The organism is Cupriavidus sp. (assembly GCF_057315035.1).
Window position 1 is genome coordinate 346,814 of record NZ_DBHKYV010000002.1, and the last position, 12,994, is coordinate 359,807.

Annotated in this window: 17 protein-coding genes and 1 pseudogene; 10 read left to right on the forward strand and 8 right to left on the reverse strand. The window is 61.2% G+C overall.

Annotation, left to right across the window (positions count from 1 at the left end; all coding sequences use genetic code 11):
* Positions 1–3: 3 nt before the first annotated feature.
* From ACO550_RS05150 to ACO550_RS05160, 3 genes are read right to left on the reverse strand one after another with little or no spacing between them, the layout of a single operon-like run.
* Complete coding sequence (locus ACO550_RS05150) at positions 4–792, reverse strand: citryl-CoA lyase (RefSeq protein WP_315591851.1); 789 nt, start codon at positions 790–792, stop codon at positions 4–6.
* A complete protein-coding gene (locus ACO550_RS05155; protein WP_315591852.1) occupies positions 789–2,339 on the reverse strand; it encodes an AMP-binding protein in 1,551 nt (516 codons plus the stop codon). The genes ACO550_RS05150 and ACO550_RS05155 overlap by 4 nt, the downstream gene beginning before the upstream one ends.
* An 11-nt stretch (positions 2,340–2,350) precedes the next feature.
* Entirely contained in the window at positions 2,351–3,499 is a 1,149-nt protein-coding gene (locus ACO550_RS05160) for an acyl-CoA dehydrogenase family protein (protein ID WP_315591853.1), read from the reverse strand.
* Positions 3,500–3,656: 157 nt separating this feature from the next.
* On the opposite strand from ACO550_RS05160, the gene ACO550_RS05165 reads away from it, so the two are divergent.
* The 4 genes from ACO550_RS05165 to ACO550_RS05180 all read left to right on the forward strand — a co-directional run bounded on the left by ACO550_RS05165 (position 3,657) and on the right by ACO550_RS05180 (position 6,460).
* Positions 3,657–4,703 (forward strand): LacI family DNA-binding transcriptional regulator, encoded by a 1,047-nt coding sequence (locus ACO550_RS05165; RefSeq protein WP_315591854.1) that lies wholly within the window; start codon positions 3,657–3,659, stop codon positions 4,701–4,703.
* A 118-nt stretch (positions 4,704–4,821) separates the two neighbouring features.
* Positions 4,822–5,292 carry a thioesterase family protein gene (locus ACO550_RS05170; RefSeq protein WP_315591855.1) on the forward strand — a complete coding sequence of 157 codons (471 nt, stop codon included), beginning with the start codon at positions 4,822–4,824 and terminating at the stop codon, positions 5,290–5,292.
* A gap of 14 nt (positions 5,293–5,306) precedes the next feature.
* Complete coding sequence (locus ACO550_RS05175) at positions 5,307–6,071, forward strand: enoyl-CoA hydratase/isomerase family protein (protein ID WP_315591856.1); 765 nt, start codon at positions 5,307–5,309, stop codon at positions 6,069–6,071.
* 5 nt (positions 6,072–6,076) lie between these two features.
* Entirely contained in the window at positions 6,077–6,460 is a 384-nt protein-coding gene (locus tag ACO550_RS05180; protein WP_315591857.1) for a Rid family hydrolase, read from the forward strand.
* A 778-nt stretch (positions 6,461–7,238) separates the two neighbouring features.
* Here ACO550_RS05180 and ACO550_RS05185 read toward each other — a convergent pair.
* Positions 7,239–8,081: a lysophospholipid acyltransferase family protein gene (locus ACO550_RS05185; RefSeq protein WP_315591933.1), complete on the reverse strand. Its 843-nt coding sequence runs from the start codon at positions 8,079–8,081 to the stop codon at positions 7,239–7,241.
* Between the two features lie 636 nt (positions 8,082–8,717).
* Positions 8,718–8,873, reverse strand: a complete 156-nt coding sequence (locus ACO550_RS05190; RefSeq protein ID WP_315591858.1) for a hypothetical protein — start codon at positions 8,871–8,873, stop codon at positions 8,718–8,720.
* 109 nt (positions 8,874–8,982) lie between these two features.
* Here ACO550_RS05190 and ACO550_RS05195 point away from each other — a divergent pair.
* A pseudogene (locus ACO550_RS05195) lies at positions 8,983–9,168 on the forward strand (IS5/IS1182 family transposase); the annotation flags it as partial.
* A 19-nt stretch (positions 9,169–9,187) separates the two neighbouring features.
* Here the strand turns inward: ACO550_RS05195 and ACO550_RS05200 are convergent.
* A complete protein-coding gene (locus tag ACO550_RS05200; protein ID WP_315591938.1) occupies positions 9,188–9,316 on the reverse strand; it encodes a hypothetical protein in 129 nt (42 codons plus the stop codon).
* A 383-nt stretch (positions 9,317–9,699) separates the two neighbouring features.
* Between ACO550_RS05200 and ACO550_RS05205 the strand changes: the two genes are divergently transcribed.
* The 4 genes from ACO550_RS05205 to ACO550_RS05220 all read left to right on the forward strand — a co-directional run bounded on the left by ACO550_RS05205 (position 9,700) and on the right by ACO550_RS05220 (position 11,635).
* Positions 9,700–10,140 carry an Hsp20/alpha crystallin family protein gene (locus tag ACO550_RS05205; protein WP_315591859.1) on the forward strand — a complete coding sequence of 147 codons (441 nt, stop codon included), beginning with the start codon at positions 9,700–9,702 and terminating at the stop codon, positions 10,138–10,140.
* A 16-nt stretch (positions 10,141–10,156) separates the two neighbouring features.
* A complete protein-coding gene (locus ACO550_RS05210; RefSeq protein WP_315591860.1) occupies positions 10,157–10,564 on the forward strand; it encodes an Hsp20 family protein in 408 nt (135 codons plus the stop codon).
* A gap of 93 nt (positions 10,565–10,657) precedes the next feature.
* Positions 10,658–11,218, forward strand: coding sequence for an Hsp20 family protein (locus tag ACO550_RS05215; RefSeq protein ID WP_315591861.1), 561 nt, complete (start codon positions 10,658–10,660; stop codon positions 11,216–11,218).
* A gap of 33 nt (positions 11,219–11,251) precedes the next feature.
* Positions 11,252–11,635 (forward strand): hypothetical protein, encoded by a 384-nt coding sequence (locus tag ACO550_RS05220; protein ID WP_315591862.1) that lies wholly within the window; start codon positions 11,252–11,254, stop codon positions 11,633–11,635.
* A 145-nt stretch (positions 11,636–11,780) separates the two neighbouring features.
* On the opposite strand, the gene ACO550_RS05225 is transcribed toward ACO550_RS05220, so the two are convergent.
* Positions 11,781–12,236 carry a YbhB/YbcL family Raf kinase inhibitor-like protein gene (locus ACO550_RS05225; RefSeq protein WP_315591863.1) on the reverse strand — a complete coding sequence of 152 codons (456 nt, stop codon included), beginning with the start codon at positions 12,234–12,236 and terminating at the stop codon, positions 11,781–11,783.
* The gene (locus tag ACO550_RS05230) at positions 12,233–12,439 is read right to left on the reverse strand and encodes a hypothetical protein (protein ID WP_315591864.1); all 207 of its coding nucleotides are present in this window, start codon (positions 12,437–12,439) and stop codon (positions 12,233–12,235) included. Before ACO550_RS05230 ends, ACO550_RS05225 begins: the two co-directional genes overlap by 4 nt.
* 229 nt (positions 12,440–12,668) lie before the next feature.
* Between ACO550_RS05230 and ACO550_RS05235 the strand changes: the two genes are divergently transcribed.
* Positions 12,669–12,893 (forward strand): hypothetical protein, encoded by a 225-nt coding sequence (locus ACO550_RS05235; RefSeq protein ID WP_485994311.1) that lies wholly within the window; start codon positions 12,669–12,671, stop codon positions 12,891–12,893.
* Positions 12,894–12,994 lie beyond the last annotated feature (101 nt).

Sequence of the window (12,994 nt, forward strand, 5' to 3'; positions counted from 1 at the left end):
CGTTCAGTTTTCGCCCGTCGGCCGCAGGTGCTCACCGGCTTCGTGCTCGATCCGCAGGTATAGCGTTTCAGCCATTGGCTGGCGCATCTCCTCCAGGATATGACCGACCAGGCCCACCGAGCGGGCTGCTACCGCCAACCCGCGGCAGATCTTCCATGAGATTCCCATCTCGGATGCCACGGCAGCCATGGCGCCGGTGACGTTGACGGGGAGGGCACGGTTGGCCTGCCGTTCGGCTTCGCTGCCCAGTGCCTGCATCAGGCGGATGTAAGGGCCGTCGAATCCGGTCTCCCTGGCTACCTTGAAAAGCGCCGGTGTACGGGGGTCGATCGGTTTGTGGAACGGATGGCCGATGCCAGGAATGATTTCCTTGCGGCTACGATAGCCGGCGACGATGTTGCCGGCCAGTGCGTCGATGTTGACGCCTTCGTCGTTGCCGTCGAGCAGCGATTCCTGCAGCAGGCGGGCGGCATTGTCGAGTGACCCCACGAACACCGAGCCGAGCCCGAGCAGGCCTGCCGCGACGGCGGCCTGAACCGACTCAGGCGCGCCGCAGTACGTCATGCGGGTGGCGAGGGAGGACGGGGTGATGCCGTGTTCAACCAGAATCACCATCATGGCGTTGAACATGCGCAATTCATTGTTCTCGGGCAGGCGCCCGAAAATCTGGAGAAACGCCATCTGCCCGAAATCGAGCTTTCCCACGATGTCCTCGCAGAGATCGAGGCCGTGGATGACCACGCGTTTCGGCGTGGCCCAGGCGATGTCGGAGCGGATTTCTTTCTGTCTCATGGTGTCTTCCTCCTGGAGTCCTGCTGGGATAGTTGGGTTTGAAGGTGGTCCTTGGCGAGATCGCGTAGCACGTGCTTGAGGATCTTGACGCCGTTCGGGCCGTCGACATGCGGGAAGCTCTCCAGCGCGACGATGCGCCGTGGCATCTTGAAGCCGGCGATGCCGCGCTTGCAGAAGTCGAGCAGCTCGGCTTCGCTGGCGTGGCCGTCACCTGCGCGGATAAAGGCCACGGCTACGTCGCCTTCGCCTTCCTGGTGCACTCCCACCACCTGTGCGGCAGCCACGGCAGGGTGGGTGACCAGGAATTCCTCGATCTCGGCGGGGTCGACAAGGTAGCCGCGCAGACGCAGCGTGTCCTTGAGCCGCGAGAGGTACTGGAACGCGTTGCCGTCGGCGCGCGCCAGATCGCCGGTACGCAGCCAGCCATCGGCGGTGAATGCCGCGGCCGTGGCCGTTGGATTGTTCAGGTATCCAGTCGTGATGTTGTAGCCGCGCAGTTGCAGTTCGCCTTGTTCGCCTTCGGCGACCTCTTCGCCAGTGGCCGGGTCGGCAATGCGAAACGCAATGTCCGGTGAAACGGGGCAGCCGCCGGCCATGCGCCTTTCTTCGGCATCCGCTTCGGCGTTGCGCATCGCAGCCAGGGCGAAACACTCCGACATGCCATAGAGCGCCGTGAGCGGTACGCGCCATCCATCCCACGCCTTGCGGATAATGCTGCCCCCGAGGCCGGCGAACTCGGCGAAGCCGCCACGACGCCATCGGCCCAGGTTGCAGGCGGGCACGTCGAGGACCATGTTGAGCATGGCGTCCGAACCGTAGAAGTGCGTGACATGGTGCCGAGCGATGGCATCGGCCGCAGCCTGTGGCTTGAATACCGGCAGGAAAACGCAGGCAGCGCCGGCGGCAAGCGATGCCAGGGCAACGGTGAATCCCATGACTCCATACAGCGGCAGCGCGCAGAGCGTGGCATCGCCGGGGCGCATATCCGTCGCCTTCGCTACGTTGAAGGCATGGGTCACGATGCCGCATTGCGTATGCATGGCGAGCTTTGGCTTTCCTGTGGTGCCTGACGTGCTGAAAGTGCACCAGGGGTCGGCTCCGGCTCCGTCGACGGCTTCGAGAGGCGTGAAACCTTGCCACATGAATTGGTCGCTGTTTGGTACGTCGACCACATGCTTCACGGAGCTGACGGACTGCTGGATGGCAGACGCCGCCTCGATATAGTCGAAATCGAGAAACCGCGTTGGCACCACCAGCATTCGTGCCTGTGCCGTATTCACGACGTGCAGAGCTTCAGCCGTGCGCAGCCGCGTGCTGACTGGGACCACGAGCACGCCCAGTTGCGCGGCGCCGAAAAGCAATTGCAGCCAAACGGCGCCATCGGGCAGCCAGACCGCCAAGGTGTCGCCCCGGCGCAGTCCCATCTCGTGGAGAAAGCCGGCCGCACGTTGCGATGCGACCTTGAACTCAAGTCGGCTGACGGACTTGTCGCCCTGGTGAAATGCCGGAAGCTGAGGTGCGTGGCCGTCAAGGATATGCTGAGGCATGTCGACGTCCCTCACTGCGCCAGCGCGGCACGCGCGATCTGCAGGCGCTGCATCTCGGACGTGCCCTCGCCAATGCGGAACGCTCGCGCATCGCGATAGAAGCGCTCGACCGGAAGCTCGCACATATAGCCCATCCCCCCGAAGATCTGCAGCACTCGGTCACTGACGCGGCAGCCCATCTCGCTGGCAAACAACTTGGCGCGCGATGCGGCGATTCGCGCGGTGGGATCGCCCGCATCGACCAACTCGGCCGCATGACCGATCAACAAGCGTGCGGCTTCGATATCGACATCGTTGTCGGCAATCATGAACTGTATGCCCTGGTGCTGGCCGAGCGGGCTGCCGAATGCCTTCCGTTCGTTGGCGTATTCGCACGCCATGGCGTGCGCGCGCGATGCCAGGCCCAGCGAGCGGCTGGCCGATAGCAGCCGGTCCTGGTTGATGGAACTCATCATGCCGAGGAAGCCTGTGTTTGGCGCGCCAAGCACGTCGGCATCGGGCACGAAGCAGTCTTCGAGCGTAAAGCCGTTCAGGTGGTAGCCTCGCCATCCCATCTTCTTGTACCGAGTCATACCAACCACGCCCGGATTGCCCTGACGCACGATGAAAGTACCGAAGCGGTCCTTGAGCGACGCCGTCGGGTCCGTAACGGCGAGGACGATGATGTAGTCGGCAGTTTCTGCATGCGAGATGAAATGCTTGCTGCCGTTGATTTGCCATCCGCCAGGCACCTTGGTGGCCCGGGTCTTCAACCCGCCAAGGTCGGAGCCGGAATTTGGCTCGGTCAACGCATAGGTGATGGTCTTCCTGCCTGCGAGGACGTCGGGTAAAAACGTCTCGCGTTGCGTGGCATCGACTTGCGTCAGTTGCAGCGGAAGGTGCCCGAAGACCTCGCTCAACGGCACGGAGGTATAGGTCAGTTCTTCCAGAATCGCCACCTTGGCCGCCGCCGGAAGACCCGGTCCACCGGCAGATTCGGGAAGGTTGAATCCATAGAGGCCGAGTTCGGCCACTTCGGCGCGCAGGCGTGCCAGCAGCGCGGCATCGACGTCGTCGTCGGCCTCGATCTGCTGTTCGAGCGGCACCAGCCGCTGGCGCACGAAACGGCGGGCTGTCTCGCGGATCATCGACAGTTCAGTGTCTTGGGAAGAGTAATGCATGAGTTGCTCCTCGCTGAGTTTGTGTGAAATTTCCGGTTTTTACCGAAAACGTTTTCGGAAGAGTAGGGGTTGGCCGAGAGCAAGTCAAGAGAAAGGCGGAGAATCAGAGTGAAAACGGTTTCGGACCTGGTAGGCGCGGGCGCATCGGTGAGCGATAATGTCGCGCAAAGCACCCAAGGGAATGCAATTGGACATCAAGGAATTTGCCGCTCATCTGAAACTGTCGGTGAGCACCGTCTCCAAGGCCATCAACGGGCGCGCGGATGTGAGCCGCGACACGCGCGAGCGGGTGTTGAAGGCTGCGGCCGAGCTTGGATTCAGCCCCGATCCCGCCGGCCGGCGCTTGCGCCGGCAGTCATCTGACACGATTGGCTTCGTCATCTCTGCGCCGCAGACCCAGTTCGCGCATCCGTTCTTCCTGAACATGCTCGCCGGCATTGACGAGGCGCTGGATGGCACAAACTTCCAGGTCATCATCGCTTCGGGGCGAACCGTGGAGACCGAGATCAATGTCTTCAGGCGCCTGGTCGAAAGGCAACGTGTGGATGCGCTGCTCTTCGGCCGTACCCGTCGCCGGGACGAACGCATTGAATACCTGCTCGAGAGGGACGTTCCGTTTGTAGCCTACGGACGCAGCGACAGTTCGCAGGACTTCCCGTTTGTGGACATTGACCATACGGTCGTCGGCCGCGACGGGTGCGCGCGCTTTATCGCTTTGGGTCACCGACGCATTGCGCTCATCCATTCGCCCGAATATTTGATGTTCAGCCACTATGAGCGGCTCGGTTATGAGCAGGCGCTGCGCGCCGCGGGCATCGAAGCCGATCCGGCACTGTGTGTGGAAGAAGCCATGACCGAAGAGGGTGGCCTGCGAGCGGCGCGTCAACTCCTGGCGCTGCCAAATCCGCCTACGGCTTTCGTCTGCGGGCATGACATGGTGGCCGTGGGCGCCATGCGAGCCATCGCGGAAGCCGGCAAGGTGGCTGGCCAGGACATAGGGGTGATTGGCGGTGACGACCATCCCGTGGGCAGGTTGATCACACCGGCGCTGACCACGTTCTCGGCGGAAACCCACCGCGTCGGCAGGCGCATGGTCGAGATGCTCTTGGCCCGCCTGGAGGGTGCAGATCCCCGGACGTTGCAGGAAGTCTGGACCCCGGAATTGATACTGCGCTCATCTGACGGGCCTCCGAGAGCACGTTGATGCGTTAAGTCACCGTTCTGCGCGCAAGCGTCAGCTTGCGCTTTCCAGACCTGCATGCTAACTTATTTCGAAAACGTTTTCGAAATAAGTTCACTATCGAAAGGGGGATGGCGAAGTGATGAAAAAAGCAAGCAACGTCGAGGCCCTGGTTGGACGGTTTTCCAGTCGCCTGAAGCTTCGTAATGCAGATACCGACCAGTTCCGGCATGTCAACAATGCGGCCGTTGCGACGCTGCTGGAAGAGGCGCGAATGGCCATCTTTACGGACGATGGGTTGAGCAACTGCATGCACGACAAGCATGTCGTCGTTGTGCATCTCGCGATCGACTTCATCGCCGAGATCTTCTACCCAGGGGAGATCGAAGTACGCACCATGCCCGTGAGCGCGGGCAATACGTCTTTCGAGCTGACGCAAGCGCTGTATGCAGGCGAAAAGCTGTGTGCGCGGGCCAGCGCAACATGCGTGCTGATGGATTCGAATCAGAGCCGTCCGACGCCCCTCCCTCAGCGCCTTCGCCAGCATCTGGCGCCGCCCGCGCCGGTGACGTGCGGCGACATAGCAAGATCACCAACTGGAGAGCCGATGTGAAAGTCTTTCAGACCTTGGAACTGGAAATCCGCGACAGCATAGCGCTGATCACGTTGAACGACGTGTCGCGTCGCAATGCGCTGTCGCGCCGAATGGTCAGCGAGATGCTGGACGCCATTGACCTGAGCCGGACCGGCGGCGCGCGTGCGCTTGTCATTGCCGCGCATGGCCCGACTTTCTGTGCCGGCGCTAATATCGACGATCTTCGCGACGGCTGGATGGAGCGTGCCGATCCGAAAAGTGATCCGGCCCTGCTGTTTCAGCAACTCGTGCAGGAAGACCGCATTGTCGTCGCGGCCGTGCAAGGCCCCGCAGTTGGCGGAGGCTTCGAACTGACGCTCGCCTGCGATCTCGTGGTTGCGGAGGAGAGTGCGTGGTTCGCGCTGCCAGAAGTGTCGCGGGGCGTTATCCCTAACACCGGGCTGGCACTGCTTCCCGCCATCGTCGGTACGCGGCAGGCGCTGCACCTCGTGCTGACCGGAAAGCGGTTGCCTGCTGCCGAAGCCGTGCAGTGCGGGGTCGTCAATGAACTAGCCGGCAGTGGCAGGGCAGTGGAGCAGGCGGTCGAGCTTGCAAAACGCATCGTAACCAATGCCCCTCCGGGGGCCCTGCGCGCAGCAAAGCGTCACCTGCACGCGCATGCGGCCTATGACTGGGAGCGTGTCATCGGTTCGGTTACCGACGTGCCTCGGGCCGAATGGCAGGAAGGCCTGGATGCCTTCACGGAGAAACGCCCGACGGAATTCAGTCGTCTATGGCAAGCCCATCACGGAGGTTGAGAATCATGCTGGAATACGTCAATGACCCGCGTGCACCCCTGCCCCGTGGCTACTATTCGCAGGCCGTAAAGGCGATCGGCTTCGTGTTCGTCTCGGGTCAGCTACCGGTTCTGCCGGGCGACGACCTGAAAATTCCGTCGGGCCTGGATGCTCAGATCATGCAGGTGTTCGAGAACCTGAAGAACGTGTTGCTGGCATCCGGCAGTTCCTTGCAGCAACTGGTCAGCGTGCAGATCTTCATTGCCGACATTGGCAACTGGCCGCGCGTGAATGAACTCTATGCCCACATTCTCGGCGCCGGCCCGGCGCCGGCCAGAACCGTCGTGCCATGTCAGCAACTTCACTATGGGGCGGAACTGGAAGTGAACGCCATAGCTTTGGTGAAATGAGATGCGAGTCAGCTAGAAATGGTGCTCCGTAACAGGAGCTTTGGCTGTCCTTCGTCGAAGGACAGCCTTTTTTGTATGCTTGATGGCCTAGTGTACCGAATGGCTGAGCAGCGGGCTTGTAGTGAGGGCATGTGCTCGCCGCATTTGCGTTGGTCGTGATTCTCTTCGCAGCGCTGTTCTTCAGCGTCAGGGACGCCGAGCCTCGCGCTGCTGTCCTTCCATTGACCATCCTCGTCACGGCCGACATGGTGGTCGCCGTAGTCTGGATGCTCGCCAAGTTATCTCATCTCTCGGGCCAATCAGCCTGAGCATCGCCGCGCTTAGCCCTTAGCCTAGGGCAGCCGTCAGCCGTTCGTAGAGCAGGACTCATCCTGATGCAAGATTGGGTCCTGCGCGGGCGAAACGAAAGTTCCTCGAGGAGCTTCCGCCCGCACCGCCTGTCTTCAGCATCGACAGGCCAACGATGGCAATGGCGAGAAGACGCGCCAGCCCGAGTATCGCTTTCACTTGACCCTCCCTCGTCTATTGCTGTCTCGCGCGAGACTACGGCCTCCGAGCTAACGGCATCCCCCGGTGATGGGGGTTCAGTAAGTGAGCGACTGCCTGCTACGAAGCGGTGACAAGACCGGCAGCGTACTCGACGCAGCCAACGTGACCGGCGCGGTGAATGTGTCGTCGGGACCGAATCCGGTCATGTTTCGGCTCGGCCTGCGGCACTCCTTTCGCCGCAGGCCGAGCCAGGCCCGGCTCAGGACACGCGGACGGTGTGGCAGCGCGCTTATTCGGCTGGCCGAGGCGGTGCGCCTGGGGGCGCCTTGTAGCGGTTGTAGCTCCAAAGGTATTGTTCGGGAAACCGCCGAATCAGCGTTTCCATCGCGCCGTTGAGCAGGGCGGCCTGGGCTGCGGGTTCATCCGGCATCTCGCCGGGCAGGCGCACCAGGTGCAGGTGCCATCCGCGCCCGCGTGGCAGGCGCTCGCCCGACGCGAGGATCACCGCCACTTTAGCCTGCGCCGCCAGCTTGCCCGGCAGCGTCATGGTGAATGCCTGCCGGCCGAAGAAGGGTACCCACACGCCCTCGCCAATGCTCGGTGCCTGGTCGGGCAGCAAGCCTACCGCTCCGCCTTGACGCAGCGCTCGCATGAAGGCGCGTACGCCCTGCGAAGAGGCTGGTACGGCGGTCAGATCAGAGGTGGAGCGAGCGCTGTCCATCAGCGCTCGCAGGTATTCCTTGTGGGGCGTGCGGAACATCACGGTGAGCGGCATCCGCTTGGCAGCGTAGCGTGCCGTGATCTCGAAGCTGCCCAGGTGTGGGGTCAGGAACAGGATGCCCTTGCCCTCGGCGCGGGCGGTGTCGACCACGTGCCAGTCGTCGCAGATCACGCGCGAGATACTGTCGTCATTACGGAACCAGATGCGACAGGTCTCGAGGATCATGGCGCCAGCTTCTCCGGCCGAGCGGCGCGCGAAGCTGGCATCCGGATAGCCGGCCTGCGTGGCATTTTCCTGCAGGCGCTGCCGATATCGGCCGGGTAAGGCGTAGATGAGACGGCCTAGCGCGCGGCCGGTGGCGTGCAGCACCGGCAGGGGCAGCACTGCCAGCGTGCGGCAAAGAGTTGGCAGCCAATGAGGGCGAGTTGTGGCGTCCAAGACCGGAGCGAAAACGGTGTTGTCTCTTGCGAGTACGGGATGGTGGTTTTACCGCAGCCGGCTGCGCGGATAAAGTCCTGCGTTGGAAAAGACTGTTGCGCGGCATGGACTCTGTGAGCATGCCGGAACATCGCGTAAGGGGCGAGAGGTGTGCGGGGCACCGCTTAACGGGCGTTTCCCGGACTATTCCTTGACTAAAATGCCCTTCACATCCTCATCCTTTCGTTGCGGCAACCCCGCTGCGTACCCATTTCTGCGTAGGCGCAATGACCCGGGCGGCCAAGCGCAAGTTAGCGGTTGGTGGGAGGGGAATGGCCAAATAAGCGCCCGCTTCATGCAAGGCATCCTGCGCTATTGCCGAGCGCCCTCAGTCAGGCGGCCGAGCACGAGCGCTATAGCGGCGGAGAGCCCGAAGGCGTCGCGTAGCGTTAACTGGCGGATATTCCGCGTCCGGCAGGCAGGCCGCGACCGGACTGTTTCGCGAGGGTCCTCCCCCTCGATGGCGAGGTCTTGGCATTAGGCTCGGGGCTTTGTGAATTCGCGATTGACCTCTGTGACCTGCGGCCGCCCAAGAGTTCTTCTGAGCTCCTCCAAATCCCGGGTGCAACGCTAATACGGGACCGTCGAGAGGCGCCTCACCACCGATCTGGCCGGCGCACGCTTGTCCAGATCGATCGACCAGTACCGTTCCGGCGCGCCAATATCGGCGAGCTGATAGGCATCAAACAGGGGCAACAGGCTTTCATATGCTGCTACCGCATGCATCTTATTCGCCTGCCCAGAGGTCGAAGGAAGATGGACCGGCGATGCCCGTATGCCGTCCTGCCACCAGCCGAAAAGCCGAGTCTGGAGCACGCCGGAAAGCGGCGATGTCGAAAAGAGTAGTCGACGCGAATGGAAAGCCGCGAGCGGCTATCACCGGCGCTCACTGGCCGAGACTCTGATGTACCGCCTGAAGACGCTGACTGGACAAAGTCTGTGGGCACGCATAATCGGGTCGCAGGCCACCGAAGTGGCCATCCGTGCGGGCGTTCTCAACCGCATAGTCGCGCTCGCTCGCTCTGCGCGTGCACCGTCAATTAATGGCAGGTTTCCTGAGCGACCGATTGCTTTTCGGCCGCGCCTTTGGCCTTCTTTACGGCGCGATGGTCATCCATCAGTAAGCCAATGGCTGCGCGTTGTTCAACGGGCATTTTCGACTTGTCCATGATGATCTCCGAGGGAAAGTTTGCACTGCACGTGGTGCGAGCCCCGTGATACCGCTGGAAACAACAGCAAGCGTGCCACCCGTCGCGCAGCAACATGCTCATAGCAAATTCAGTGCCGCGCATACCCGGTTCGGACAAGAGATCGATTTTCGAGCGCGATCCGCCTGCAATTGAATAGCCGTGGCCATGCTCGATTGCTGGCGAGACCTCGGTGTGCTTTATATTCATCTTGAAAAAGTTATCGTCGTTTACTATTTTTGTTTTCGCTCAGGCAGTCGCGACGTCGCGCTGCGTGTTTCTGTTTGTTTGCCAGCAGTGGGGCAGGTGAATGGGAGCGCGTGATGCCCCCTCCCTCCTTGCTGCGCCGACAGGAGGATACGACCATGACTGACGCATTCTTTGGAACCGACCTCTTCAATGAGCTGGATCGCCTGCAAAGGCAGATGACGAGCTTGTTTGGCGGCTTCCCCTCCAGCATTCGTGCCGGGCGGTCCGGCGCATTTCCTGCGATAAACATCGGGGCAACTGACGGCTCCATCGAGATCGTGGCGTTTGCGCCCGGGGTCAAGCAGGAGAACCTTGAGGTCTCTATCGACAGAGGATTACTGACGCTCAGCGGCGAGCGGCAATCCTTGTGGCCGGATGACGTTCCAGAGTCACGATGCTACGCCCAGGAGCGATTCGTAGGCGCGTTCCGAAGGGTCATTGAACTCCCCGAGGGCGCCGATCCCGATAAGGTGCAAGCGCGTTACGCCAGCGGTTGCCTTTCCGTGAGCGTGGGCAAACGAGAGGCATCGAAGCCGCATGTCATCACCGTCCAATAGTGCGAAGGAGACTGCCATGAACGACACAACCCAAGTTGCCGAACGCAACGACAGCGCACTGGCCCAACGTCAACAGGACAGGGCAGCGGGCGCTGAGACCGTCCTCCCTGCTGTGGACATCGTGGAGGACACGAGCGGCGTGACCCTATGGGCTGACCTCCCAGGCGTGAGTCGCGAAACGCTGCAAGTGAGCGTACACGACGCCAACCTACACATTGAGGCAGAAGCCGTCGTGCCGATGCCTTCCGGTTTGCGGGTACAACACGCCGAAATCCGCCAGCCCCATTTCGCGCGCTCCTTCTCCTTAAGTCCAGACCTGGATGCTACGAAGATCGGCGCAGAGTTGCAGGACGGTGTTTTAAAGCTCACCATCCCGCGCCGTGAGGAAGCGCGCCCACGGAGAATTACGATCAACGTAACGTAACGAGTAACAGTTTGGGCCACGGCCGCCGGCCTGAGTGGCCTTGGCCGAGCCGAAGATCTCTCGTGTTTTTACAATGGCAAGCAGGAGTGCGAGATGAAAACGGAACTTGGCAAGTGGAACCCTTTTAAGTTCCTTCGTAGAAACGTGGATGAAAAGGGCAGCGTCGACGAACCGACGGACGAAGGCTCCCGCCATCGGATGCCAGACTGGCCCACGAGCCGGTTCTTTTCGGCTAATCCTTGGCGTGCGATGGGTGAACTATTACATGAGCCTCTCCCTCACTTCGGCGGGCTAGACCGCTGGTTTGGCGACTTCAGTTCATCACGCTTCCAGCCCCGCATCGACGTCGTGGACGACGGAAACGCGATACGGGTCACAGCCGAATTGCCGGGCATGGAACGTGACGAAGTGCAGACCACTATCGAGGATGGCACTCTGGTCCTCAGGGGCGAGAAAAGGCAGGATGCCGAAACCGAGGAGAACGGATGCTACCGGCTTGAGCGCGCATACGGAGCTTTTATGCGGAGCATTCCGTTACCAGAGGGACTTGACCTGGATCAAGCGGACGCAAGATTCGCACGCGGCGTCCTGACGCTGCGCTTTCCTAAAACCGGCGGAGCACCGTCGTCGGTTCGAAAGATAGATATCCAGTAATGATTAATCCCAAGAAGAGCTAGGAGCGTCGTCATGGAGTTCGATTCCGACTGGATCACGTTAGGGCCGCATCGCGTGCGCCTGCGGTGCGTGCGGGGATTTCCGACTGACAAGATGCGGAATTTGGCGGAACTCGCACGCATCGCCGTCGAGCACAATATGAGCGCCGCGGCTCGTCTACTGGAAGTCGTAGCGGACCGCGCAAACGCATACACCATCAGTGTCGGGACGACGTTTCCAAAGGATAAAGACGTTGCACCGCATCTTGAGGTGGCACTTGCGACCTTGATTGGCCTGAAGCCCGATCAAATTACCATCGAAGTCACGGTGGTCAGCCAGGCTGAGGTGGATCTGCACTTTGGCGTCTACGAGCGGATGCTGGCAGAGCGGATCGGAATCATTCCGCGAATTCAGTGATGCTATCCGCCGACTGCCCCCCGCCTTCGAGAGTGACAAATGTACTGCCGTGACATATGTATGCGGCCCAGGACAGTCACAGCAAGGCGCGCTTAGCGTTTGTACAGACCGACCAGCGAGGCCGTGGCAAGGGTGCTCCGGTTAATCACAAAACGCACCACGCGTTGGTCGGGTTGGGGGGCAGCTCAAGCTTCGACACGGCCAGCGCGTGCACGGTGAAAATGTAGCGGTGCGCGGGCAAGCCCTTGGGCGGGCAGGGTCCGCCGTAGCCGATGGCGCCGTAGTCGTTGACGGCCTGTGTGCCGCTGGCGCCCAACTCGGTGGCGTCGGCGGAGCCTAAGCCCGCGGCGAGTTCAGTGACGGAAAAATCGATGTCGAACAGGATCCGGTGCCAGAATCCGCTACCGTTGGGCGAGTCTGGGTCGTACAGCGTGAGCGCAAAGCCCTTGGTGTGTTCCGGCGCGCCCTGCCATTGCAGCGCGGGCGAACGGTTCTGACCCGCGCCGTCAAAACCATTGAACTCATGCACCAGTTGAAGCGGACCCTGATCCTTGAACTCAGGCGATGTTACTGTGAAGTTGCCGATACCATTTCGCTTCATTTCATGTAAACCCTTCCCGTGTCCGGACGTTCGATGCCAAACTCCGCATCGTGGCCCTGGCGGCTTGGCGTGGCGCGCATTGCGTCCAGCGTAGTGCTGAACTCTTTGAGCGCTGACGGCAGGTCCATCTTTTCCTTAAACTCTTGCATGCCCGATGAAGTCATTTCGGCCCGATGCCGGCGGCTTTGATCACCTTTTCCCATTTTGCTGTCTCGCCGCGTACGAACCCTGCCAGTTCATTTGGCGTCGATGGGGTAGGTTGGCCTCCCGTCCGGCTAAAGTGTTGGGTGGCCGCCCGACCCGTCAGCACAGCGCGGCCTATGACTTTCACGACGTGATGCAATGACTTGAACCGGGAAATCCCTCGGTTTATATTTTTTATGGCTCTCGACGAGCCTCATGCAGTAAAGCGTTTCCTGTGCTGAGGTCGCCATGTTCATTACTATCCTTCGAAACGGATCACGTGCGTTGCTCGTTTCCGCCGACACCCCTCTCACCAATATTCCGCAGGACGTACGGCACTGGCTGGGCGGCGTCGAGGCATCGGCGGACGCAGAACTTGATGCGAAGACTCCCATGCTCGGATTAAGCGCAGCCGCGATCCTTAACGACATTACCGTATCATGGATACTGCGCGCTGGATGCCCCCAATCCTGACGTTGTTGCGTCCCCTGCTCTCTCTAACGACTAGGGTTCCCCCTGTAAGACGGGCACTTACCTCGCGAGGGTGATTCCAGGCCTACCCGGGATCGAAGAGT

Coding starts and splice junctions, on each gene's coding strand:
- ACO550_RS05215 (WP_315591861.1), top strand. CDS start 10,658: ATGAAAACGGAACTTGGCAAGTGGAACCCTTTTAAGTTCCTTCGTAGA.
- ACO550_RS05190 (WP_315591858.1), bottom strand. CDS start 8,873: ATGCATGCGGTAGCAGCATATGAAAGCCTGTTGCCCCTGTTTGATGCC.
- ACO550_RS05210 (WP_315591860.1), top strand. CDS start 10,157: ATGAACGACACAACCCAAGTTGCCGAACGCAACGACAGCGCACTGGCC.
- ACO550_RS05235 (WP_485994311.1), top strand. CDS start 12,669: ATGTTCATTACTATCCTTCGAAACGGATCACGTGCGTTGCTCGTTTCC.
- ACO550_RS05225 (WP_315591863.1), bottom strand. CDS start 12,236: ATGAAGCGAAATGGTATCGGCAACTTCACAGTAACATCGCCTGAGTTC.
- ACO550_RS05155 (WP_315591852.1), bottom strand. CDS start 2,339: ATGCCTCAGCATATCCTTGACGGCCACGCACCTCAGCTTCCGGCATTT.
- ACO550_RS05160 (WP_315591853.1), bottom strand. CDS start 3,499: ATGCATTACTCTTCCCAAGACACTGAACTGTCGATGATCCGCGAGACA.
- ACO550_RS05230 (WP_315591864.1), bottom strand. CDS start 12,439: ATGGGAAAAGGTGATCAAAGCCGCCGGCATCGGGCCGAAATGACTTCA.
- ACO550_RS05150 (WP_315591851.1), bottom strand. CDS start 792: ATGAGACAGAAAGAAATCCGCTCCGACATCGCCTGGGCCACGCCGAAA.
- ACO550_RS05205 (WP_315591859.1), top strand. CDS start 9,700: ATGACTGACGCATTCTTTGGAACCGACCTCTTCAATGAGCTGGATCGC.
- ACO550_RS05180 (WP_315591857.1), top strand. CDS start 6,077: ATGCTGGAATACGTCAATGACCCGCGTGCACCCCTGCCCCGTGGCTAC.
- ACO550_RS05220 (WP_315591862.1), top strand. CDS start 11,252: ATGGAGTTCGATTCCGACTGGATCACGTTAGGGCCGCATCGCGTGCGC.
- ACO550_RS05165 (WP_315591854.1), top strand. CDS start 3,657: ATGTCGCGCAAAGCACCCAAGGGAATGCAATTGGACATCAAGGAATTT.
- ACO550_RS05200 (WP_315591938.1), bottom strand. CDS start 9,316: ATGGACAAGTCGAAAATGCCCGTTGAACAACGCGCAGCCATTGGCTTA.
- ACO550_RS05170 (WP_315591855.1), top strand. CDS start 4,822: ATGAAAAAAGCAAGCAACGTCGAGGCCCTGGTTGGACGGTTTTCCAGT.